Genomic DNA, 24,499 nt, shown 5'->3' on the forward strand with positions numbered 1-24,499 from the left:
GCTATTTACACTGTAAAGGTTATTTGTGCGCGTCTGCACGCACCGCTTTAAACAATACCGACGTGTCAGAGCGCCCTTCGCCTGACTCTGACAAGGCGCGATAACGCTCGATAGATTGCAGAGTCAATGGCAACTCTATACCCTGCTTTTGAGCTTCATCCAGACAGAAACCTAAATCCTTGATCATCCAGTCGATGGCAAAGCCAAAATCATATTGGTCTTTGTCCATGGTTTTGGCACGATTTTCCATCTGCCAGGAGCCTGCTGCACCATTTTTCAAGCAATCCACCAACGAAGGAATGTCTAAGCCACTCTTTTGAGCCAGTAGTAAACCTTCTGAAAGCCCCGTAAGCACGCCAGCAATACACACTTGGTTCACCATTTTTGCACGCTGACCTTGACCCACATCTCCCATCAGTACCGAAGACTTGCCATAAGCATCAAAGAGTGGCTGAAGGGCATCAAAGGTTTGAGCGTCACCGCCACACATAATGGTCAACACACCATTTTCCGCGCCCGCTTGACCACCAGAAACCGGAGCATCCATAAAACGAATCCCAGCACTTTCACATGCAGCTCCCAATTCTTCAGCCAAGGTTGCCGACGTCGTAGTGTGATCAACGAGCACCGAACCCGATTTCATTGATGCGATCGCGCCCTGCTCTGCTGTCGTCATCTGACGAACATCATCATCGTTACCCACACAGACAGCCACAACATCCGCATCTTTGACACATTCCGCAACTGACTCTGCATATTGTCCTGCGTATTCATTCGCCCAGCGCTGCGCTTTTTCTGTCGTGCGATTAAATACACACACCTCAAAGCCTGCTTTCACTAGGTGTCCTGCCATTGGGTATCCCATAACGCCCAGTCCAATAAAACTTACTTTCATTTCGGCTCCTTGTTTATTTGATTCGGATTAACGGCCGTGTCCATGTGACGAGCGGTTGCAAGAATCGCTTCTATTAGGGCTTTTACGGCTTTAGGTTGATACTGTCTGCCTTTGTACACCAAAAAGGCCTGACGGTCACTACGGTAGTATTCAGGAACAACATGAACGAGATTAATGTTTCCCGACACGTGCTTGAGTGGCAATGACGCCACTCCAAGCCCGCGCTCGACAGCATCAACCAAGGCTTGGATATCATTGACAACCAACCTTGGTTTCAGCTCAATATCTCCAACGGCTCTCCCATCGTTGACCACTTGGATGCGCCTAGCATCATCAATCGTGATCCAATCGGCTTGCTTTAACTGCTCTAATGTTTCAATTGGCGCACGCTCATCAAGATAGGAAGCACTAGCAAAGAAGCCGTGTTTGGCGGTAAAGAGTGGACGGGCAATAAGATCTTCCATGTCAGAGGTATCGAACGTGATCAAAAGCTCTCGATCGGTTTTTGGTTTGCTTTGATCGTGATTCAACGCCAGATCAATATGCACATTGGGGTAGCTCTTTAAATACTGTTCCACAATCGGTGCAATAAATGAATGGTAGAAACTATGAGGCACCGCTAATCGAACCCTTCCAGCGACCAGATCGGTTTTCTCCGTCACGTTGTTTAGCCCGATTTCTATCTGCTCGACGCCACTGCTCAGTTGGTCGAATGCCATTTTGCCTACCTCTGTCGGCGCAAGCTCACGTCCATGCTTCTCAAGCAGTCTTAGTCCAAGCTTTTGTTCTAACGAGGAAATCCTTCTCGACACTGTCGACTGAGGGAGTCCCAAGCGATTCGCAGCCGCCAGTACAGAGCCCTCCTCGACGACTTTACAAAACAAGTAAACGTCATCAATGTATCCAAATATGGAATCCATAATCCTAAATAACCGTATTTTTTCAGGTAATGACTAGGTTTATACTTTTCTCATCAAAACACAAGCAACAAATAGAAGATACATAATATGAGCAAAACACAATTCTGGTTAACCGCACTACTGTCGTCACTCACAATGGCGACAATGATGTCAGGCATCATTTCTGGCTACAAAATGGGTTTCAGTGCAGAATGGCCTGCCGTATGGGCGAGCAGTTTTATGGTTGCGTGGCCATGTGCACTGTTACTGAATCTGACCGTACTGCCAAGAATCCGAGCATTTGCCGCATGGTGCTGTCAGCCAAAAACGATCATACAGTCGAAAGCATGATCAAGGCATTCACCTTGATCATGCTTTCATAAACTCGAGATAGGTTGATTAGATATCAGCGTAAGAAGGCTGCGCCACATGTCTGATTGGCCCTGGCCTTGCGAACCAAAAGCCCTGGAACATATCGCAATTCATCTGCTTGAGTTTCAAGAACTGCGCGTGGGTTTCCACTCCTTCAGCCACAACATCGTAGCCAAATGCATGAGACATGGTGATCACTGACTCAACAAGGGCGCTATGCGCTAAATCGGTTTCGAAATCGGCAATAAAACTGCGGTCAATCTTAACTTCATCTAAAGGGAGTTGCTTTAACATAGAGAGTGAAGAGTAACCGGTACCAAAATCGTCGAGAGAAATACGAATACCCGCCGTTTTTAGCGTGTTCAGCGCTCGAAGGCACTGTTCAAAGTCACTCAATGCAACGCTCTCAGTGATCTCCACGGTAAACTGAGACGGTGACAACTCATGGGACAGAATGGTTTGAACAAACTCTATCGCAAAATGTGTGCGACAAAGTAAGCTCGAACTCACATTGATCGATACACTTATGCCGTCATCGATCAACTTATTTGCTAGATCCTCACATACACGCTTAAGCACAAACTCACTCAGTTTAACGATAAGTCCAGATTCCTCAGCCACCCCAATAAAAAGCTGCGGTGAAATGTATTGCCCGTCTTCATCTTTCCAGCGCGCGAGTGCTTCAACACTGACCGCCCCTACTCCTTCTGAGCTGTAGATAGATTGGTACCATACATCAAGATCGCCATTGCCAATCACTCGCCGCAGTTTCTGCTCAATGGTTAGCAGTTGCTGACTTTCTTGCTCCAGCGTCGAGTCGTAGAGCGCCGCCTTTCGACTTTTCGAACGCTTGGCTCGATACATGGCAATATCGGACTTTTTAATCAGTTCATCCGCGCTATTCGCATCAAAAGGATAAAACGCTATCCCTAAACTACCCTGGGTGCTGAACTCACTGCCATTGACGAAAAACGGCTTCTCTACCGCTCTCAGAATGCGGCTAGCAAGCTCTAAAGCCTGAGCTGGTGTCTCTACATCACACATCAATAGAAACTCATCACCGCCAAATCTCGCAATCAAATCGTTTCGTCTCACAACTCCTGAGAGCTGTTTGGAGACATGCAATAGCAAGGCATCGCCCACATCATGGCCATAGGTGTCATTGACGAACTTAAAACGGTTCAGATCCATCAACATTAGCGCTAATGGACGCTCTGTTTTCTCTGCAATATGCGCCTTAAGGCGATCGGTCATCATACGGCGGTTGGCAAGCCCAGTCAGCGGGTCATGATAGGCTAATTGACGAATTCTATCTGCAGAGTGCTTTTGCTCAGTGATGTCCGTCATGGCACCAAGAAATCGAACTGGACGACTAAACTTGTCGCAAATCACTTTACCTGTAGAGGATACCCACACATAGATACCATCCGTTCGTCGCAATCTAAACTCCACTTTAAATGGGATTTCTTGCTCGATTTGAGCCAGTAATTTCTGCTCTAAATCGTCAATATCGTCGCTGTGCACCAAATCGAAAAATGCGCGACTGGTCAGCACTTGCGTGTTCGGTTCACCGTTGTCGAACTTGAGAATATCGTTCCACCGGCTACTCCATATCAGTTTGTCAGTCAGTAAGTCCCAATCCCAAATCGCATCGTTCGAAGAATGGCTCACCACCTGCAATTGATTCGCGAGATCGCTTGAGATCTGCGCTCGGCTTTGCGAACTCTGCAACAGCAAATCACGCTGCAAGAACAGTGCAAGCATATCGAGGTAATTGTGATAACTGGAAAGTTTCGCAAGATCAGGCTGGCCTTCAATCGGCTCTACAATCGCCATCACTTCGGTGCGAACCTCTTGCCTATCGGTGACACAAAGTAAGGTCATCACAAATGACTCAGGGAGTGAGTACAAACTGCTGACGGGAAAGGTTTCCGTCGGAAAGTGAATGCCTTGTTCAACGCTACTGAGGTGACGGCCATCGGTGTGCGCATAACCGACAACACAACTGTCGATACCCGACTTCGCACCATTGATTGCCCATGCAACCGGTGTATCAAACAAACAGCTAGCATTCACGATGGAAGAGAACCCGGATTGCCCTTGTGAATAGAGTGTTTCGTGCAGTTCAGCGGGTGAGCGCTCAGAATGACTGAGCAATTGATTACGAATAGTAAAGTGTGGATTGTGGCTTGGCCTTGTCGCACCGCAAGATTGGCGCACAACCATGGACTGCTCAATCAAGCCAAGATCGCTCGCGAAAGGTGCACCTGATAAACGCATCATCAATCGCTCTACGGCGGCAACGGAGAGGCGTTCAAGTTGCTGATCCACTGTCGTTAATCTTGGCTGCGTCCGTTCGCCCATGAAAATATTGTCAATCCCAACAATCGCTACCTGTTCGGGAACGCGAATGCCGTTTTCAGACAAGCTTTCCATCAGGCCGACAGCAATATGATCGGTGGCACAGATGACCGCGCTGCATGGAGCATTATCTTGCCAATAGCGCTCATACGCTTCTCTGCCCCCCTGCAAAGCGGTATTACTGACATTGAGAATGTGTCGTTTCGTAATCGCATTACCATTACGCTCGGCACGTTTCTGAAACGCCTTAAAACGCATTCTAACGTCGTTAACTGAGAGATCGCCACAAAACCCTATATCAACATGTCCAAGCCCAACTAGGTGGTCGTACAGCGCGCTTACGCCACTCGCTTGGTCACTCGATAGAGATTCAACCGCCAATGGGGAGTAACTGGCCGCCACAGAGATCACAGGTATTCCTCTCTGTACCGCTTTTTCCACCAATGCACTAGCGGACGCGTGCAGTACGACAATAAGCCCATCGATGTGATCAAAAGCAAAGGGAATATCAAAGTCGCGATTGTGGCCAACACGAAGAAATATCAGATTGATTCCGTGTTCCGCACCGTAGGCTCTAAGTGTGCTGGTGATTTCGCCCATGTAGAAGCCACTTAGCATCGGTAAAATAACACCGATGGTCGGCTTGGGGTGGCGACGAAATAACACTTTGTGACCTTCATTGACCATAGTGTATGTATTGTCCATGATATTGATTGTTTTAGCTGTCTGCGTTATTAGCCTGATATCTGACCATTCATACAGTAAGAAATTTCGTGCCTATCGAGCAGTGTCGGTTGATAAAAGTGTTAACAACCACACACTCGGTAGTGGGGTGAGTTTTGTAAATTTGACCGAGTTAGCGTTCCCCAAGATCCAAAAAAGGAGCCAACCGAAGTTCGCTCCTTTTCATCACTATTTAGGGGTAAAGTGCCCTAATTATTGCTCAGCGTTATGGTAAACCTGCTGAACATCATCACAGTCGTCTAGCATATCAAGGAACTTCTGGAATTTCTCCGCGTCCTCGCCAGCGATTGCAGTGTGCGTTTGTGGCACGAAAGTGATTTCTTCTACATCTAGCGTCAGTTCTGGGTACTCAGCAGTCAGCGCTGTTTTTGCTTTGAAGAATTCAGTGTGAGGGGCAAATACCGTGATCACGTCATCTTCAAGCTCGATATCGGTCACATCAACGTCTGCCATCATTAAAGCTTCCAGTACCGACTCTTCATCGTCGCCTTTAAACTGGATTACAGCTTGGTGATCAAACATGTGTGCTACGGTGCCAGGGCTACCAATTTTAGCGCCCGTCTTAACGAAGCATTGACGAACATCCTGGAAAGTACGGTTGCCGTTGTCGGTTAGACAGTCAACGATCACGCTCACACCACCTGGACCAAAACCTTCATAACGTGCTGGTTGGTAGTCTTCACCACCACCACCGCTGGCTTTGTCTATCGCTTTGTCGATAACATGCGCTGGAACTTGATCTTTCTTTGCTTTAGCAATCAGGTGCTTAAGCGACAGGTTCATTTCAGGATCGGCACCACCGTTTTTAGCAGCAACGTAAATCTCTTTACCGTACTTGGAATAAACTTTAATTTTTGCGCCTTGTGTCTTCGCCATTGAGGCTTTGCGCACTTCAAAACTTCTTCCCATTGGGATGTTCTCTCTAATTCAATTTAACGCGGAGGATTTTAGCAAATCGTCGTCACAATTCAATTCTATGCGGCAACGAAGAGTGTTACATCACTCCCATCATCTTTTTGTATTTGTCGACACACGCCTCAAACCATGCTTTTTCAGCGTCATCCTGAATCCGTTCTAGCTGTTCGCGAATCGCTTCAGGGCCAGCTTTGGCTTCCTTCATTTGCCACACAACATAAGAGGCTTGCTTATCAAGTTCCACTTTGTTTTTTTCGGCAGGGGGAAGCAAAGAAAGGTTATACGACATGGTTCTCTATATCGGTTAGTGTGGCAAGGCTGAGAATATAGCACCCTTGGTGTAGCAAACTCAAATGAAAGCCGTGACTACACGCTTTGATATTACGCCGAAATTAGGTGTTAGATAGAATTAAGGGTGGCTTATGCCACCCTACTCTTTTGCTCCATCGCTACTCAACCGTAGCTTAGTGGATGAGTCCTAGATCTCTCGCTTCTTCCAGCGATAGACCACTCTCTCTGATTTCTCTTAATGCTTCAATGCGGCGTCGTGCATCAGCGGATTTCGCTTGTTTTGCAGGACGTGTTTCCTCTTGAAAGTCCTCAGATTGATCCCACTTGTTGGTGATGGATGTCATTTGGTCATGGTCGATTGAATTGATGGACATTGTTACCTCCTGATGAACCATGTCTGGACACCTAATCTGTAGCAAACGACAAAATTGTTGTTAAGAAAAACTGAGTCAGAATGTGATTGGCTCGGAAATTCTCATCAGAAGTATTAGAAAGGAGTTTATAAGCTTTGAAATCCGCAAAAGACGGCAGTACATTTAGGAGATTCCACCTCGAAAAATCGACTTGATCCAGATCTCCTTTTTTAACGCAGTCCCTTGATGCTATTGCCCTTAAGCCCAATGCAACTTTGAGCATAATGGTGAATTTTTGATAAAAAAAAGCGAGTCCAAACGAACTCGCCAAAAAATATATCAGAATGAATGTAACAATATGAGCCAATCTACTTATTTCATTAGAAAGGACAAAAGGTTGTCTATTCGGGATAAATAATAGCCAGAGGCACTGTCTATTATGTCAGCAGACTGTCAGCGTTATGTGTAAATACCATCAATACTGAAAAACCTATGTAACAAGGTTTTTCAGTATTGGAAATCGTTAAACCGAAACCTCGTCCAACACTCGGAACACCGACTCATCGATATGGCCTTCGTGCACTTGTTTACATACTTTCTTACGTACCGCGAGTGCAGAAATCAACCTTTCGATAGATAGGTGCTTATTCTCCTGACGAGAATTATAAAGCTCTACCACGCGGCTCAGTACCTCATAAGCGATGATATCCCCATCTACACGCAACCAATCAAGCTTCTCCATGAGCTCAGAACACTCTTGTTTTATCGAAGCTATCGAATGACCCGTCATGGCAGACAAAGCGGTTACACTGCGTTCTAGAGCCTCTGGTGAGGTGTACTTCGATAGAATGATGGTAATCTCATCTGCATTGATCTCTACTAAATGCTTACGTTGCTTAACTCGACGGCCTAAATTGCCTCTAGGAGAGGGCGCTTTACGCTGGATAGGCTCAAACTCACCATCAATGATAGTCGACAGTTCATCGAGCTGCTTGCGAGTCACGAGTTCATTTCGTAGTGGGTTAGGTAGCGTTGGAGCCATATTACGTTTGCCCGCATTGGTGGTACGAGCACGTGAATAACGCAACACTTCTTCCACGTCACAGCGGATATCGACTTGGAAATCAGGCAGTTTTGCATCCGGATCGTGGCACGTCAGCGTCAAGTGATAGCCCCACAAATTGACATCAAACTTATTCGGAGACTCCACATGTTCAGCAAGGTTACGAAGTTCGCGCAGCAAATCCATTGAGAAACGGCGCCATTCAATATTGCGCGCCAATTTCTGATTCAAATCTGTCAGCATCAATGAATCGGTATGACGACGGGCCATGCGGCTACGAAAGTATGAGTAGAGTTGGAAAACGAGCGTGTGCTGCTTCAAGATCTCTGGTGGGAACAAGAAGAAATAGTCACGAGTAAGCAACTCTTCATAGAATGATGGCTCCCATACCAAAATGTAAAGATTTGGCTTGATCTTGATCTCACCATCCGCGCCTTCGCGAGGTGCTTCTTCAGATGCGGTGATCGTTCTGGCTAAAAATCTAAAGCGATCACTTTTAAAGCCTTCCGGCATGTTTTCACTGAGCCAACGCCCGGTCAGTTCATGTAACTGAAAGTCAGTAAATTCAATTCGATCGATGCTATCGCGAATCGAGTCACGTGCTGGACCACTGTCTTTTTTGCCACGCAATGACAGGATATCAGTGATGTAGAGTGGCGTTTTGTTGGGCACGTGCTTCGCATCAAGATGATACTCCTCATGATGATGATCATGATACTGAACAGTAAGAGTAAACAACGCAAACAGTGTCATGAGATCATCAACAGTCATGATGTTCTTGGAAGAACGTGTTTCGATCACGGCTTTCGTTCCGGAGATCGAGACCATTGATTTCTGATAACTTTTACGAGTTCTAGGTGGTGCGAGCGCTTGATCGATGATCCCTGCCCAGTTTGTGGGGGAGACAACAAACTGATCCGCTTCATCACGCATAGCTGGTGGCGTATATAAACCGTGCTCGTTGAGAAGGCGTTTGTTTACTTGAGTTTGAGCAAGTGCTTTGGACTTTTTCTGCTTTTCGGATTGTTTAACGGATTCTGTCACCAAACTCGTTGCACCAAGTACTGACACAAGTTGATTGGGATTGATGAAGCGATGAAGCATCGTCTTACCTGCCAATCCTTCTTCAAATCTTACACCATGCTGACTGAACAAACCGATGTTTACTGCGGCACGTAATCGCTGTTGAATCGCTGCACGAGTCAACTTGCCATCCGTGGCGTCAATCAGTTCGGTTGTTGAAACAAAACCGTCTTTAGAGCTGAATCCGCGTAGGGAAATTAGATTCATTAACTCAAGGATGCTTTTGGTTACCCCTTTGAAATGTTGATATTGTTCGATCCAATCAACGGCTGTTTCCGTGACTTCAAAAAGGTGTCCGCCTTTGTGATCCCTTGGGGATCTAATCAAGATTTTATCTTCATTGCTCATGGTTGGATCTAGATCACATTATCCGTAAATTCGATATTGTTCCATAGGATAATGAAATTTGGATCATAAATAAAGCGCTATTTTGTTTATTGGTAAAAAGACTGATCTTTATGATTATACTGATCTAATTTGATTAAGTGATCTTATGATCTGTGAAATAAATTTCGTTTAAGTTACTGAAATAAAAGCAAATAACCAAACTCCCCTATGGAACTATGATCAACACTATTACGAAACCATGATCATCATATTTTGAAAGCATGATCAACTCTTCCCGAATGCATGATCACCGCATTATTGAAAGCTTGATCATCATAGCTTCGGATCAATGATCATCATCTAGTGACAAGTTATCCACAGAAATAGTAGAAAAGCTGTGTGTAGATTAGAGAATATCTTGGTCAATCCTCTAGTTTTACTCCGAAAGCATGATCAAGTGGTGTGTGATTGAAGAAGAAATAATCAAATTGTCGCTTTGTAATACAAGCAATTTTTTAAGTCATCGAATCCGGATAGTGTATTGTTGTTATATATTTGGTTACGGCATCTGCGGAACTATGATCAAGTGATTCAGCCCAGTAACTGCCGTGTTTCGATTTATGTCTATTTATACGCCAATTTGAGCACTATCCTTTGCTTCGCGGGACTTAAGCCGTAATCTAACCGAGATTTTACATGCTTCCGTGAAGCTCATTTACTTGATCATTGTTCCGCTAAAGATGATCATCCTTTGGGGTTAAGTAGAGTTGCTTTCATTCGAGAATTTTCCTTGATCATGCTTTCATCGTCTAGCTGTTTCCCGAAACAATGATCAAGGTAATCCCTTGATCATTGTTCCAATGCTGATTTATCTTGTGGTTGATATGCTTTTCTCTTTACTTAGAACAGTCAAATTCTGAGTCTCATCAATGCTTAGATGTAAGTGGCTGTTCTCAATTTGTTTTCAAATGAGCAACCTCCGTAATTTATAGGCCAAGTTGTATCGTTCCGATAGAAGTTGTCTTTACATTGTAAATGAGTGACGCCGTAACACTTTAAAAGTTTTTAGTTTTCCGGGTACTTTTATTAACAGAAATACTCGCTATTTGGTGATACTTTGCGCAAATAATCATCATAGAGCTAGATGCCAGTCAAATTAATGTAAATAATCTATGTAGATGAGTGGACAGCTTTTTCTTGAGATTGTACGATATTGCTGTACATAAACAATTAGGTTACTTGGTTGGAACTTGGGTATGAAAAGAGAACAAACAATAGACAATCTCTACCAACTTGCAGAGCAAACTCAGCAAGTGCAAGCGGATCGTATTGAAATCGTTTTGGAAGAGCGCAGTGATGATCACTTCCCAGCGATGTCAAAAGCGATGATGGAAACGCGCTCTGGCCTAACTCGTAGAAAGCTGGACGATGCCATCAGTAAAATAGAGCAGGGCGGTCATCAGTTTACGAAAAACAACGCTAATCATTACTCTATTTCGCTGCAAGAAGCGCATATGTTAATGGATGCGGCAGGTGTGCCTAAGTTCCACGAGCGCAAGAATAGCGCTAATAACAAGCCATGGATTATCAACGTACAGAACCAAAAAGGTGGTACGGGTAAGTCGATGAGTGCTGTACACCTGGCGGCTTGCTTAGCGTTGAACCTAGACAAACGTTACCGTATTTGTCTAATTGACCTTGATCCACAAGGCTCACTTCGTTTGTTCTTAAACCCGCAAATCAGCGTTGCTGACCATGAGAATATCTATTCTGCGGTTGATGTAATGTTGGAAAATGTCCCAGAAGGTACAGAGATTGACTTAGAGTTTCTTCGTCGTAACGTACTACTGCCAACGCAATATCCAAATCTTAAAACGGTATCTGCGTTTCCAGAAGATGCCATGTTTAACGCTGAAGCATGGCAAACGCTGTCGCAAAGCCAATCTCTCGACATCGTTAAACTTCTAAAAGAGAAGCTGATCGACAAGATTGCTGAAGACTTCGATGTCATTATGATTGATACCGGTCCTCACGTGGATCCATTAGTATGGAATGCAATGTACGCATCGAATGCACTGCTAATTCCATGTGCCGCAAAGCGCCTTGACTGGGCGTCGACAGTGAATTTCTTCCAGCATTTGCCAACGGTTTATGAGATGTTCCCTGAAGACTGGAAGGGGTTAGAGTTTGTTCGTCTAATGCCTACTATGTTTGAAGATGACAACAAGAAGCAAGTGTCGGTACTAACTGAAATGAATTACTTACTTGGCGACCAAGTGATGATGGCCACCATCCCGAGAAGCCGCGCATTTGAGACTTGTGCTGACACCTACAGTACGGTTTTCGATTTGACGGCGTCTGATTTCGAGGGTGGTAAGAAAACGTTGGCGGTTGCTCAAGACGCTGTTCAAAAAAGTGCACTAGAGTTAGAAAGAGTATTGCACAGCAACTGGGCTTCACTGAATCAAGGGTAATGTAAGAAATGGCAATTAAAACTTCAGAATTAAACGCCAAGCTATTTGGTAAAGCAAATAAACGACGTGCAACGACACCTCAAGAAGCACAAACGGCTGCAAAAGAGCAGGCACAAGTGATTGAACTGTCTGTAGCGGGTGAAGAACTTGTGTCGTTTGAATTGGTTCGCGTTCCAGCAAATGAAGTAGAAGCTAACACGTTTGTTTTCCAAGAAAACGCGCGTGAGCAATCCTTTTTAAACGAGCATGCACTGTCAGATGTATTGGCAACTTTGCGCGACAAAGGTCAGCAATACCCAGCAGTTGGTCGCCGTCAAGCTGACGGTACCATCGAGGTATTGGATGGTAGTCGCCGTCGTATGTCATGTATTTTGGCGCAAAAAGAGTTTTTGATTTACGTTGCGGAAAACATTAACTCTGAACACGCTAAGTTCCTTTCTGATGTCGCAAATGCTCATAAGCCTCTTTCACTTTATGAAAAAGGAAAAGAGATGCTTGCTAAACTTGAAAATGGTGAAGCAGAAGATCAGAAAGCATTGGCAAAAATGTTCCAGTGTAGCGAAGCACTAGTCAGTGGTGCTCTAAAGGCCGCCGATTTGCCATTAGAACTACTTCAAGCGTATCCAAATGTGAGTGACTTGGGTCGCCCAACGATTGTTAGACTACACAAGCAATTCAGTGAACTCGACAAAGACAACCAGACTAAACTCATTGATCGTTGTCAGCAGTCGGATGGTTTTGTTTGGCAAACTAGCCACGCGCAGGGCGTCGCTCGTATCACTAAAGATGTGTCTGAAACACTAGAAAACTGGATCCATGAGCTGTCGCCACCAAAGCGTGCCAAAGTGACTAAGATTGATTTAGTGAAAGGCCGTGCAAGCTATACGCGCAAGGGGCCAAACCTAGCGATTAACCTGAAAAAGGTCGATGACCAGACCATGGAACAAATCCTAGAGTTTCTGAAACAAAAGATGCAATAAATTCAACAACAATACCCCGCAAGAGCGGGGTATTTTTTTGTGCTAAGATTGGCCAAGGTTTTTAACAATGACTTCGCCATGGCAAATCACTCTTTATCCTATCGTATTAACTCACAGCTAAGCTCGATAACTCAATTACAGCAGCTCGCTCAGGCTCAATTTGTACGCGCTGTAACGGTATTAAAAGGCGAGTCACATTGGCAGCAAACTTTGCTCGCCCATTTTGTTGACCACTTTCCTTTGCACTCTCGATTCCATATCGGTTCAACGAAAATTGATGGGCTAGTTAATATTCCTCCCAATCAAGGTAAACGTCTTTTAGGGCAAGATACGCAGCTGTTAGTGGTCACCATTGATAAGCAGTTTGACGCTAACAGTTTTAATGCTGCGCTTGGGACTTTGGTTGGCGGTGGATTGCTTATTTTGCTTCAGTCTGAACAGTCGTTACTCCATCCTTGGCTTGTAGGTGCAATATCTGAGTTGCCAACGCTTGAAGAAAGCAGCTTAGAAGTGGCACAGCCGAGTTGTTTTTGTTTAGACGATGAAACCCGTCTTACATCGCTTGCATCTAAAAGCGCTATTAATCGATTCGAACAGCAAGAAGAAGCCGTTGAGCTTATTCATCATGTTGTCTCGGGACACAGAAAACGCCCGCTTGTTCTAACGGCAGATCGCGGCCGCGGGAAAAGCAGCGCCCTGGGTATTGCTGCTGCAAGGTTCAATGGTTACCGGCCTCTTCGCGTTTTGATTACCGCACCAAGCAAATCGGCGGTGGTATCGGCGCTAGCGCATTTTAACAGTGAGTTGGCTGGACAGAGTTTATCTGCTTCTAGCGTTACACTTGAGTTTATCGCGCCAGATGAACTGCTACAGACTAAGCCAAACTGTGATTTGTTGTACGTGGATGAAGCGGCTGCACTACCCATCTCGATGTTAAAGCAGATGGTGGAGCACTATCACCGAATGGTCATTAGTACCACCATACATGGGTATGAAGGATGTGGTCGCGGTTTCAGTGTTAAGTTTCTGCCGTGGTTAACTGAGAATCGAAAAGGGACTAAGAGCTACCATCTCGACACGCCAATTCGTTGGAGCCAGTATGATTTGATGGAGCCGTGGGCTTCATCAACGTTTTTGCTAAATGCAGAGCTTACTTCTTTGCCAAAGCCTATGGTTACAGAACCGATCCGACGAGAAGCTCTAACTTGGGAATCTTTCGATGCAGCAAGCGCGTCTTCTAATCGTAAGTGTCTCGATGCGGCTTTCGCTTTGCTGGTTAATGCACATTATCAAACTTCGCCGAATGACCTAATGTGGTTGCTAAACAATAAAACCATGAAGCTGTATATCATGAGCTACGATGATATCGTTGTTGGCAGTCTCTTGGTGAACAGGGAAGGGGAGCTAGACACCGAACTCATCGAGCGAGTTCAGTTAGGTCGAGCTCGTCCGGCCGGGCACCTGGTCCCAATGGAATTATCTAACCACCTAGGACTATCGGCGGCTGCGTTGCAAACTTGCCTTCGCGTAATGCGTATTGCGGTTCACCCATTGTTGCAAGGTAAAGGGTTAGGAAGCGAAATGTTGAGCGCCTTGTCTCAAGCGGCGAAAGGCGATGTTGATTATCTAGCTACAAACTTTGGCGCGACAACAGAGCTTGTCCGTTTCTGGAAAGCAAATGAGTTTGGCCCTGTTCGAATTGGTAGCGCGAAAGATAAAGCAAGCGGCACTTTCAGCAGTACTTTCATTCGCCCTCTATCTGAAGATAGTGTTGAATGGATAGATGAAGCTCGCAATCAGTTTAATGGCTCCCTATATTTTGCTCTTCGCTCGCATGCCCAAGATGTTGAACCATCGCTAGCACTATCTTTAATGAATAGCGCAGAGTCTAAGTCTTTGTCGTCTTTCTCTGTTTCCCCTTTGGTATCAAACTATGCAAGAGGAGGGAACAGTTTTAATTCGGTTCGGCCGTTCTTGGCGCCGTTGCTTCCGTTGGCATTGTCATTTAACGCTGGTCATCTGAGTCTGCTCATTGTCGCAGTTGTTGCTCAAGAGTGGAGCTGGACAGCGATTGCGGAGTATTTTGGTTTTGCTGGCAAGAAAAAAGCCGAGCAAGCATTTCGTGAAGAGCTCTCTCAACTGTTGACTGTTTTACAGTGTAAATAGACTTAGTGCTTTCGACCGCCAGATTTACACTGTAAACGACAAGAGTGTTTACAGTGTAAATTCATCATTGCTCATTTTTACACTGTAAATTGCATCAAACAATCTACACACTCCTATTCGATAGAGCATCGTATTCTAGAATCACGTTCAAGTTATTGAACAATTTACCGTGAGCACTCCCGTAGTTTTCGTTGATAAAGGTAGTCTCAGTAGTGAGACTTCACTAAGATAGAATGAGTTATTGAAGCATGATCACACTCGCAACTAGTTTCTGCGAGCGTGAGTTCGCATAAGGAAGTGGTCGTCAGTCATGTGGAAAAGTGTTCTATCTCTCTCTTCAGATAAGCAACAAATTATCGCTCGATTGCCTAAAGAGTACGAACAAGGTTTAGCGTTGGAGCTCACTTTGCTTGGCAATGCGCTGCAGGAAATCAACGCACAAGATTTCTGGGTAGATGACAGCGCTGTGAACCAATTTATCAAATCGGCGCAAGCGGCAAAGGGGGAAGCATTCTCGGGCATGACGCTCGCGGAAATACGTAACGCAACCGCAGAAGTGGTACTCACTGAGCAAGATATGCTGGCTAGTATTAAGGTAACCGGTGCGTACGCAGGCGAAGCTTTAACCCCGAATGACATTATCTCTGCTTTAACCAACGCTCGAGTCGTGAAAGGCCTCAATAAGAAAGCGCTTAAAAAGGTACTGTTGCTCAGTCAGCAGTTGAAAAAAGGCGAAACGTACACCCAGCCCGTTGCGATAGGTAAGCGTCCCAAAGAAGGCAAAGATGCCCAGTTCATTCCTTTGGTTGCCGATCCCAAGCAGCGAGTTTTAAAACCTCAACAAGCAGGCCCCAACGGCAAAGTCGATATGCGTGACTTGGGCGCTGTCGTCACCGTTGGTGAAAATGAACAAGTGATGCGACGTATTCCTGCGATATCTGGAGAAAATGGCTATACCGTCACTGGCGCCATTATCCCACCAAGGGCGGTAAAAGACTTACCTCTAAAACCTGGTGCAGGCACTCGTTTCTCACCAGAAAACCCGAACACTTTATTGTCTACGATGTCCGGTATGCCAATCATCAAAGCCTCTGGTGTTGAAATAGACGAGGCGCTTTGTCTAAGTAATGTTGATATCTCAACAGGCCACATTAAGTTTAAAGGCAGCGTCGTGATTTCTGGCAATGTAGAGCCTAACATGGAAGTGACAGCCACTGGCACAATCACCGTCGGCGGTTTTGTTGAATCGGCATTTCTTAAAGCAAAAGGCGATATTACTGTCGCGAAAGGTATTATCGGCCACAATGTTAATGATGGTGAACAGAAATCTTGCCGACTGGAGTCTGGAGGTGACGTCGTTGCCAACTACGCACAGTTTGCGGATATCACGGCCAAGGGCGACATTCACTTCACTGTACATAGTCTGAATAACGACATACGTTGCTCTGGCGATTTGTTGGTGATTGGTAGTAACAAGAAGCAGGGCACATTGAGTGGCGGTGAGGCAAAAGTTGGCGGCAAGGTTCAATGTCATCACCTTGGTGTTGAAGGTGATACAGCAACCTACATTCAAGCGTTTGCTAACTATGAACATTACGCTAAGAAGCTTGAGCAATTGCAAGATCGCTACACAGAGCTACAAGAGCGTAAAATGATCGCCATCAGGCGTGAGATTGAGCTTAAGAAAATCCCTAAATCGAGCCGAAGTGATGAGCAAAATGCCGAGCTTGCAGCGCTTAATAGTGCCGATACTGAGGCATTAGATGCGCTAAATGAAGAGAAAGAACGCATCGAGCTCGAGCTGTATGCGAAACTAGAGCTAAATACCGTCGAGTCAATGATGCAAACTCATACCCGCGTTACTGTTCAGTTTGATGACGAGAAGGTGACGACTCGCTCCACACACGGGCCGGCAACTTTTAGCTTTAACAAACAGACCATTACCTTCGCGCCTAAATTGAAAGAAGAAGATATCTTGGTGTAACTTAATCAGATGCGAATGCGTAAGACTTCTGCAATTCAGTCAAGCGCATCTCACTTTTGCTGCTTCCATAGCGTGGCGCCGTTCCCTAACGTATCAGCTAGGGCATCTTGTGGGTTGCGCAGTCGACACTTAGACAATGATAAGCAGCCACAGCCAATACATTCGCCAAGCTCATCTCTGAGTTTTGTCATTAGCCAAATCTTTTCATCCAGTATGGATCGCCAGACTTGTCCCATTTGTTGCCATTCTTCCTGACTCGGTGCTCGATTGAGCGGTAAACTGGATAGCGCCTGTTTAATTTCTTCCAAACTAAGCCCTAATTGTTGACCCGTTTTTATCACGGCTATTCGCCTCAGTACCGAACTGTCATACCGTCTTTGATTGCCTTGATTACGCCAACTGGTGATCATCCCTTTTTGCTCGTAAAAGTGCAGCGCAGAAACGGCGACTTCCGCGCGCTTTGCAACTTGTCCTACAGAAAGCTCCATAATTACTCCTTATCTTTTAGGTAATTATAGCTTGACCTCAAGTTATATTGAGCTTTTAACCTTGAGATCAGTCACAAGGTTAGGGAAGAAACAGAATGGAAAAGAATAGAAGACTACACCTACTAGGGTTGATGTTTGATGGTATCGCATCGGGAATGATGTTGATGGCGTTACCATGGTTCATTCTCAAGCAGGGAAGCAATGGAACGTTTTTGGCTGTCGTGACCTTGGTCTGTACGATAGTGTCATTTGTACTGACACCGTTTATTGCTACGGCAATAGACCGTTATCCCCGAAAGCGTATTTTAGCGCTCACCCAATTGATACAACTGCTTGCGGCCAGTAGTGTCGTGATTGCTGGTACTGTGATTAGCCGTTCGCATTTAGGTAATGACCACAGCGTATCTTCAGTTTGGGTACTCGCTTTTTGCCTAGTCGCGTTTTGGATCGCGAGCGATCTTGCATGGGCAACCAATGGTGCGTTTACTCAAGAGCTTTATGATCCGAGCGAATATGGCCGTATCTCCAGTCAGCAAGAGATCATCATGCAGATCACGACCTTGAGCGCTGGCGGTATGGGTGTTTGGTTGTTGGAACTGTGGTCACTGGAGAAGTTTGCTCTGCTAACTGCATCGTTGTCCGTCGTCGCCTTGATGTGTTTTGTCGCTATCCGGCATCGATCTGTTTCGTCGAAGCAGAAAAGGACTCCGTACCACCAGCAACTGCGTGAATCAGTGAGTATATTCCGCCAATCTCCGCGATTTTTCGCTTTCATTGCATTATCGTGTGTGGGCTATCCCATGATGACGTATTTGGCAAAATTGGTTCCTATCTACCTTTCAGAGAATCAACAATCTGGTGAGTGGTTTGCTTGGTGGCAGATAAACTACGGCGTAGGAGCCATGGTTTGTGGACTGATGATCGTCAAAGTAATGAATAAAGTAAGCCATCAACAGCTTATGTTGGTGAGTATGGCATCCATCAGCGTGCTGCTTTGTGTGATGACAATGACATTGTCACCGTTATCCATTGTGTTAGTGGCACTGCTTATCGGAGTGTTTAACGCGACTAACCGTATTGCAAGAGTCAATAAACTCCATCATGAGGTTGATAATTCAGTCAGAGGCCGAGTTGATGGCGGGATGAAATTGTTTTCGACCGCGTTGCAAAGCGCGAGTTACGTTGTTATTGCGTATCTAGCGCACTATCAACTTACAGAGCTAGGTTTTGCCATCGGCGCACTGGTCATCATGCTTGCAACGTTCGCAATGTGGTTGCTTCATCGCACAATTATCGTAAGTACAAGCCAACCTCGTTTCATTAACCCTGCATCTTGATGACGGCACTATTGAGGTTTGGCTACGGGTTGTGGTAGAGGCTTGGCTGGCAGAGGTGTCGGGACGGGCTCTGCTGGCGTTTCTGGACGGGTGATCTTAATGCTCTTAATGAAACGGCTGAAATAGAGTTCTTTGACTAGTTCGTCACAACGATCATGAGTCAGTCCTCGCTTTGATTGTTCGCTTCCTACCGAAACGATGGTTTGGTTGGTAGGGCGGTAACCGTTCGCGACCTCACAAAGCTCAATCGTATCCATATAGTTTGGGTAAACATTAACGGGAGATGAGCGAAACCCTAGTTGGTTCATTTGATAGGAAGAGCAACCAGAAAGGGTAAGCGCCGCAATAGTGATGAGTGCTTTGATTCGCATTATTAATCGTGTGATTCGTTTGCCATTGATGGGAGCGCTAATACTAGCGACTATTTATGACAGATAAAGCGAAGTTTGAAACCTAGGTCACTTAGCCGAAAGATTTAACACTGCCCAGACATTTAACCAGTCTATACTGGGGCTCTCTAAGCAAATTCCCAGCAAATCCAACCAGATATTCAAGGAGAAACAGCATGACGGAATCTATCAACGTAGATGTTGCAGTACTCGGTGGTGGACCCGGCGGATATACCGCAGCATTTAGAGCCGCTGACTTGGGCTTATCAGTGTGTATTGTTGAAAGTAGAGATACTTTAGGTGGTGTGTGTGTCAATGTGGGCTGTATCCCTTCCAAAGCGCTATTGCATGCAACATCGCTGATTGAGCACGCGAAACTTGGCCAATCTATGGGGATCAGCTTTGCCGAGCCCAAAATCGACCTCGGGGCGTTACGTGAGCATAAGCAGTCAAAGATTAACGAACTCACCAAAGGTATCGCTGGCCTAGCGAAAGCGCGCAAGGTTACGCGACTTCAAGGGCAAGGGCAGTTTACCTCTACCAATACACTCGCTGTTACCGGTGAGAACGATCAAATTGTTGAGTTTAAGCACGCCATCATTGCGACGGGATCCCACTCGATCTCACTGGCTATCGCGCCAAATGATCCGCGTATCTGGGATTCAACCGATGCTCTGGCAATGGAGTCTATTCCAGAACGTTTGCTTATCGTAGGTGGCGGCATCATTGGACTTGAAATGGCACAAGTTTACGCAGCGCTTGGATCGAACATTACGATCGTAGAAGCACAAGACCACATCATTCCAAGTGCGGATAAAGATCTAGTCCAACCTTTGCAACGTGCGACTAAGAAAACCTATCAAACGCTAACCAAAACTTTAGTTACCCAAATGGACGCTCAACCAGATGGTATCTTAGTGTCATTCGAAGGAAAAAAAGCCCCAGAACCTAGCTTGTTTGATGCAGTGTTGATTGCAGTAGGTCGAGCACCGAATACAGGCAACCTTGGTTTAGATCTGCTTGGTGTTGAACTTGACGCAAAAGAGCGCGTTAAAGTTAACGATAGAATGCAAACTAATGTGGGTCATGTGTATGCCATTGGCGATATTGTTGATGGACCAATGCTTGCACATAAAGCCACTCATGAAGGCAAAGTTGCAGCTGAAAACATCGCTCGCTTAGATTCAACGTTCTGCCCTGCGGCCATTCCGTCTGTTGCTTACACACACCCAGAACTTGCTTGGGTCGGTTTAACCGAGACAGAGGCCAAAGAACAAGGTGTGCAATACAGTGTGGGCAAGGTGCCTTGGTTGGTGAGCGGGCGTGCCCAGAGTGTGAATGCTACCAATGGTGTGACGAAAGCGTTGTTTGATGCAGAGACAGGGACACTAATTGGTGCTGGTATCTGCGGCGAAAACGCGGGTGAGTTGATTCACGAAGCAGCAGCAGTGCTTGAGTTAGGCGGGCGAGCAAAAGATATTGCCCATACGGTTCATGCTCATCCTACGCTAGCAGAGACGTTTGCTTTTGCGGCTGAAGTTGTGGAAGGTTCTATGACGGATATGCTTCCAGCGAGAAAGAAATAGCTAAAAAAGAGGGCGCAGAAGCGCCCTCATATTCTCTTAGATCCGATTAAGATGAGCTCACGTTGAGAACAATCTTGCCAATGTGGTTTTTTTCTACGAACTCAGTTTGTGCTTGTTTGATATCTGCAAGCTCAAATGTTTTGCCGACAAGTGGCTTAATCTGCTCCCCTTCAATGCGGCTGATTAGATTCGGGAACACTTCATCTTCGAGTCCGGTGCAGCCAAAGAATGACAAATCTTTTAGGTACAGAGTACGAACATCGAGCTCAACCATAGGGCCACCGATCGCACCAGAGACGGCGTAGCGCCCTTTTGGAGCCATAACGTCTAGTAGCTCAGGCCATTGTGGCCCTGCCACAAGATCAATCACGACATTAACACTGTTGTTGCCAAGCGCTTCCACTAAGTTCTGACCGCGACATACCGTCTTGTCCGCGCCAATCTCCAGCAGTGTCCCTGCTTTGGATTCACTGGTTACAGCAATAACGGTTGCCCCCCGCGCTTTGGCTAGCTGAACAGCTGCGGAGCCCACCCCACCAGAGGCACCAGTAACTAATACAACATCGCCTGAGGTAACATTTGCACGCGTTAGCATGTTCTCAGCAGTGGAGTATGAACATGGAAATGAGGCAAGCTCAATGTCCTTGTAGCTTGAATTTACACTGTAAGCCTGGCGGGCATCTACGGTCGTATACTCCGCAAAACCGCCATCACACTCAGAGCCAAAGTACCAGAAATGCTCAAGCTTTTGACCGTCGACATAACGCAAACATGGGTCAATCAGTACGCGTTCGCCGATGCGACCTGTATCGATATTTGAACCTACCGCGACGATATGACCACACACATCCGCACCTTGAATACGAGGCAAACTTAGCGCATTGCCAGCCCAACCCGCATCATCACTGTCGTTGTCGCCTTTGGAGTACCAACCGATACGTGTATTTATATCGGTATTATTGACGCCGGCTGCGCTGACTTTAATTAAAACCTCATCGGCTTTTGGCGAAGGTAGCGGAATATCGCTGCGAATTTCTAGCTGGTCTAGATCGCCATGGCCAACCAGTTGTACGCCTGTCATCACCGTGCTCATTGTTGAGTTCCTTTTATGTGGCTTGTTGAATGGGTAGAAAACAATGCAGTGATAGCTACTTTGGCAACGGTAATCGCCGATTCACCTAAAATGGGATAAGCGGTTGTTGTTCCCTCATGCAGAATGAATAGAGCATCTGAAAGATCCTCGTGTCCACTCAGTTTGGCAAGAGATTCGATAACCTGTTGTTTGTGTTGTTCAACGGTTGAATTTATCTCCATGTTGTCAGGAAAAGCAGCAAGCGCGTTGACCGATAGGCAACCTTTCGGCGCGTGCTCTTTCATCCAGCCACCAAGAACGTCAAAGGCAGAAAGGGTGGCATCTAGCCCACTTTGCTGTGCGCACTCTTCTAACAGTGCGATGTAGCGTTGGTGTCGATGGTTTAGAGCACCAACGACCATACTCTCTTTGGAAGGGAAGTATTTGTATAAGGTGCGCATACTCACACCAGACAGTGTTTTTAGCTCGGCGACACTTGGCTCTGCGAATCCTTTTTGCGCAAAAGCTTGCTCGAGGTTTTCTGCTATTTGCTGTTGTGCCATAACGTCATTCCAAAAGTAGAAGGTTTATTCTACCCACAGCGTAGAATAAACCTTCTACTTTTGTCAATAACAAAAAAAGCCCCGAATGGGGCTTTGGAAAAAACTGTTCGGGGGTAGGAGCAGTTAGTTAGTGTCACAAGAGAAAGCGATCCCAGCACTTAATCGTGCTTGCTCGATAACGTTCATCACAGAAACCGAATGGTTTAGATGTTGATAGCATTGCTCAAGATCTTGTTCTCGGAACAGACGCTCGAAGCTCTGGAACTCTTCGACCATATGATTCTCATGATCCGCTTCATCAAACGTTTCGGTATGCTCACCAGACACAAATGTTACGCTTGGACAGAAGTTTGTCGCTCCTTCAACCTTAATGTAGCCTTTCTCACCTTGTATAATGGCAAAGTTTGGGCTGGTAGAGTCTTTTGCTGCCGCACATGATGCGATGAAACTTGGGTATTGAAGGGTGCAGATACCCGATGTATCGATGCCGTTGTGCCCTCGATTCGCTAGGTAGTGTACATCGCTTGGCGTGCCAAACAGTCCCATCACGAAATGAATGTTGTAGACATTCAAATCATACAGGGCACCACCTGATAACTCAGGACTAAAAGCAGGAAGGACATTGCCGTCTTTGTACTGAGGGTAGCGACTTGAAAACTGAGAGAAATTACACTGCACCAGTTTAATATCACCAAGCTCACCGATCTTGTCTTGGACATATCGGTAGTTTCTAAAGTGCAGCAATGTGATGGCTTCAAACAGGTACAAGCGTTTTTTCACCGCCATGCTTGCCAGCTCTCTAGTTTCACTCGCTAGTGACGTAAACGGCTTTTCACATATGACGTTCTTGTTTGCTTCAAGCGCCTTTTTGGTGAACGCATAATGCAGACTATTGATGATACCTACGTATACAGCTTCAATTGTTATGTCAGCCAAGAAGTCATCGTAATCGGTGTATATCGTCTCTATGGCGTATTTCTCAGCAAGCTCTTCTGCAACCTGACGTTCTTTTTCAAGAATGCAGATAGCGGACACCGTAATTTCATCAACTTTCTGAAGTGCTTCTAAGCAGACTTTTACGATGCCGCCGGCACCCACGATTCCAAGTTTCATCATTGCTCTCCTGTTACAGCTGAGTCCAGTCGAATGCGACGCACTTGTAGTTATCACGATCTTCCATCAAGCCTTGATAGCCTTGCATTGCATCACGAGGAGACAGGATATGGCTGATGTAGTCTTCCGCTTTTAAACGACCATCTTTCAGACAATCGACGATGTACTGCATATTACGCTCTACGCACATGCGTGAGCCTTCTTGCTCGTAAAATGGATACAAACCATTGTATGCACCCTTAACGGTCAGCATGCGCATGTGAATGCGATTAAGAATGGCGGTAACATTACCTTGATGCTCGGCACGTGGGGAGCCGCTCAAAATCACCTGGCCATTGAATGCAGCACAGTTAACCGCTGTTTCGATAGCAGGAGATACTCCTGCGACATCAATGGCAATATCAACGCCACGACCATTTGTTAATGCCATGACTTCCGACTCTTGATGCTCTGGTGCACAGCTAACAACGTGCTGAATGCCGATTCTTTTCGCGTCTTCGGTACGAGAAGCGACAGGATCAATGGCAATGACTTTTGCACCGGCGAGTTGCAGAAGCTTCGCGGTGATAAGGCCGATAGTACCGAGGCCAAATACAGCCGCTGTGTCACCAAGTTTGACGTCAGCAATAGCGACACCATTCATCGAGATAGAGGCTAGGTAAACCAGAGCCGCTTGCTCCAAAGTCAATTCTGGATCGACTTTAAGGATAAGCTCTAGATTGCGTCCGTTGTGCTCGAAACGTTGGAATTGTTTGTGCGGACCGTTGAACATAACTCGGTCACCCACTTCGATGCCAGATAATTCATCGCCTTTTTCAACGACTTCGCCGACGGAAATATACCCAGTGTAGAGAGGGTACTCGACACCTTTTTTAATACCATAAACGCGAGATAGCTCGGTACCGGCACTAATTAGTGACATCTCAGTTTTAATGATGGCTTCATTTGATTTTAGATTAGAGTCATCAAGCTGTTCATTTAATAGTTGTACGTCTTTTAAGCCAACTAGCTTTACGTTATATGTATCTCTCATAACTTACCTCA

General features: G+C 45.8%; 20 protein-coding genes. 7 read left to right on the top strand and 13 right to left on the bottom strand.

The features are described 5' to 3' along the window. Positions 1-19: 19 nt before the first annotated feature. Both ACVA6Q_RS00675 and ACVA6Q_RS00680 read right to left on the bottom strand, forming a co-directional pair. Entirely contained in the window at positions 20-895 is an 876-nt protein-coding gene (locus ACVA6Q_RS00675; RefSeq protein ID WP_353500040.1) for an NAD(P)-dependent oxidoreductase, read from the bottom strand. Next, positions 892-1,815: a LysR family transcriptional regulator gene (locus ACVA6Q_RS00680; protein WP_446646112.1), complete on the bottom strand. Its 924-nt coding sequence runs from the start codon at positions 1,813-1,815 to the stop codon at positions 892-894. The genes ACVA6Q_RS00675 and ACVA6Q_RS00680 overlap by 4 nt, the downstream gene beginning before the upstream one ends. Before the next feature lie 87 nt (positions 1,816-1,902). Between ACVA6Q_RS00680 and ACVA6Q_RS00685 the strand changes: the two genes are divergently transcribed. Beyond that, a complete protein-coding gene (locus tag ACVA6Q_RS00685; RefSeq protein ID WP_446646113.1) occupies positions 1,903-2,145 on the top strand; it encodes a DUF2798 domain-containing protein in 243 nt (80 codons plus the stop codon). A gap of 48 nt (positions 2,146-2,193) precedes the next feature. Here ACVA6Q_RS00685 and ACVA6Q_RS00690 read toward each other — a convergent pair whose 3' ends face one another. The 5 genes from ACVA6Q_RS00690 to ACVA6Q_RS00710 form a co-directional block, all read right to left on the bottom strand. Then, entirely contained in the window at positions 2,194-5,232 is a 3,039-nt protein-coding gene (locus ACVA6Q_RS00690; protein WP_446646114.1) for an EAL domain-containing protein, read from the bottom strand. A 231-nt stretch (positions 5,233-5,463) separates the two neighbouring features. Beyond that, positions 5,464-6,180, bottom strand: coding sequence for a YebC/PmpR family DNA-binding transcriptional regulator (locus ACVA6Q_RS00695; RefSeq protein WP_353500037.1), 717 nt, complete (start codon positions 6,178-6,180; stop codon positions 5,464-5,466). An 85-nt stretch (positions 6,181-6,265) separates the two neighbouring features. Then, the gene (locus ACVA6Q_RS00700; protein WP_338167070.1) at positions 6,266-6,475 is read right to left on the bottom strand and encodes a DUF3283 family protein; all 210 of its coding nucleotides are present in this window, start codon (positions 6,473-6,475) and stop codon (positions 6,266-6,268) included. A gap of 175 nt (positions 6,476-6,650) precedes the next feature. Continuing rightward, the gene (locus ACVA6Q_RS00705; RefSeq protein ID WP_446646115.1) at positions 6,651-6,851 is read right to left on the bottom strand and encodes a PA3496 family putative envelope integrity protein; all 201 of its coding nucleotides are present in this window, start codon (positions 6,849-6,851) and stop codon (positions 6,651-6,653) included. Between the two features lie 502 nt (positions 6,852-7,353). Beyond that, positions 7,354-9,324, bottom strand: a complete 1,971-nt coding sequence (locus tag ACVA6Q_RS00710; protein ID WP_446646116.1) for a replication initiator protein RctB domain-containing protein — start codon at positions 9,322-9,324, stop codon at positions 7,354-7,356. A 1,235-nt stretch (positions 9,325-10,559) separates the two neighbouring features. Here ACVA6Q_RS00710 and ACVA6Q_RS00715 point away from each other — a divergent pair. From ACVA6Q_RS00715 to ACVA6Q_RS00730, 4 genes are all read left to right on the top strand, one after another. Next, positions 10,560-11,777: a ParA family protein gene (locus tag ACVA6Q_RS00715; RefSeq protein WP_353500034.1), complete on the top strand. Its 1,218-nt coding sequence runs from the start codon at positions 10,560-10,562 to the stop codon at positions 11,775-11,777. A gap of 8 nt (positions 11,778-11,785) precedes the next feature. Beyond that, entirely contained in the window at positions 11,786-12,757 is a 972-nt protein-coding gene (locus ACVA6Q_RS00720) for a ParB/RepB/Spo0J family partition protein (protein WP_446646117.1), read from the top strand. Between the two features lie 78 nt (positions 12,758-12,835). Next, entirely contained in the window at positions 12,836-14,923 is a 2,088-nt protein-coding gene (locus ACVA6Q_RS00725; protein ID WP_446646118.1) for a GNAT family N-acetyltransferase, read from the top strand. 310 nt (positions 14,924-15,233) lie between these two features. Beyond that, the gene (locus ACVA6Q_RS00730; RefSeq protein WP_446646119.1) at positions 15,234-16,907 is read left to right on the top strand and encodes a DUF342 domain-containing protein; all 1,674 of its coding nucleotides are present in this window, start codon (positions 15,234-15,236) and stop codon (positions 16,905-16,907) included. A 50-nt stretch (positions 16,908-16,957) separates the two neighbouring features. On the opposite strand, the gene soxR is transcribed toward ACVA6Q_RS00730, so the two are convergent. Beyond that, on the bottom strand, positions 16,958-17,395 hold the full coding sequence (gene soxR, locus ACVA6Q_RS00735) for a redox-sensitive transcriptional activator SoxR (protein WP_353500030.1): 438 nt from the start codon (positions 17,393-17,395) through the stop codon (positions 16,958-16,960). A 95-nt stretch (positions 17,396-17,490) separates the two neighbouring features. Between soxR and ACVA6Q_RS00740 the strand changes: the two genes are divergently transcribed. Further along, positions 17,491-18,732 (top strand): MFS transporter, encoded by a 1,242-nt coding sequence (locus ACVA6Q_RS00740; protein WP_446646120.1) that lies wholly within the window; start codon positions 17,491-17,493, stop codon positions 18,730-18,732. Between the two features lie 8 nt (positions 18,733-18,740). On the opposite strand, the gene ACVA6Q_RS00745 is transcribed toward ACVA6Q_RS00740, so the two are convergent. Then, a complete protein-coding gene (locus ACVA6Q_RS00745; RefSeq protein WP_353500028.1) occupies positions 18,741-19,103 on the bottom strand; it encodes a hypothetical protein in 363 nt (120 codons plus the stop codon). 194 nt (positions 19,104-19,297) lie between these two features. Between ACVA6Q_RS00745 and lpdA the strand changes: the two genes are divergently transcribed. Next, complete coding sequence (gene lpdA, locus ACVA6Q_RS00750) at positions 19,298-20,707, top strand: dihydrolipoyl dehydrogenase (RefSeq protein ID WP_446646121.1); 1,410 nt, start codon at positions 19,298-19,300, stop codon at positions 20,705-20,707. A 46-nt stretch (positions 20,708-20,753) separates the two neighbouring features. Here the strand turns inward: lpdA and ACVA6Q_RS00755 are convergent, their stop codons facing one another. The 4 genes from ACVA6Q_RS00755 to ACVA6Q_RS00770 form a co-directional block, all read right to left on the bottom strand. Beyond that, a complete protein-coding gene (locus ACVA6Q_RS00755) occupies positions 20,754-21,800 on the bottom strand; it encodes an alcohol dehydrogenase family protein (protein WP_446646122.1) in 1,047 nt (348 codons plus the stop codon). Further along, positions 21,797-22,342, bottom strand: a complete 546-nt coding sequence (locus ACVA6Q_RS00760) for a TetR/AcrR family transcriptional regulator (protein WP_446646123.1) — start codon at positions 22,340-22,342, stop codon at positions 21,797-21,799. Before ACVA6Q_RS00760 ends, ACVA6Q_RS00755 begins: the two co-directional genes overlap by 4 nt. 123 nt (positions 22,343-22,465) lie before the next feature. Beyond that, entirely contained in the window at positions 22,466-23,458 is a 993-nt protein-coding gene (locus ACVA6Q_RS00765; protein ID WP_446646124.1) for a Gfo/Idh/MocA family protein, read from the bottom strand. Between the two features lie 10 nt (positions 23,459-23,468). Beyond that, positions 23,469-24,488, bottom strand: a complete 1,020-nt coding sequence (locus ACVA6Q_RS00770) for a zinc-dependent alcohol dehydrogenase (protein ID WP_446646125.1) — start codon at positions 24,486-24,488, stop codon at positions 23,469-23,471. Between the last annotated feature and the right edge of the window lie 11 nt (positions 24,489-24,499).

The sequence above is a fragment of the Vibrio sp. DNB22_10_4 genome, from assembly GCF_052879755.1.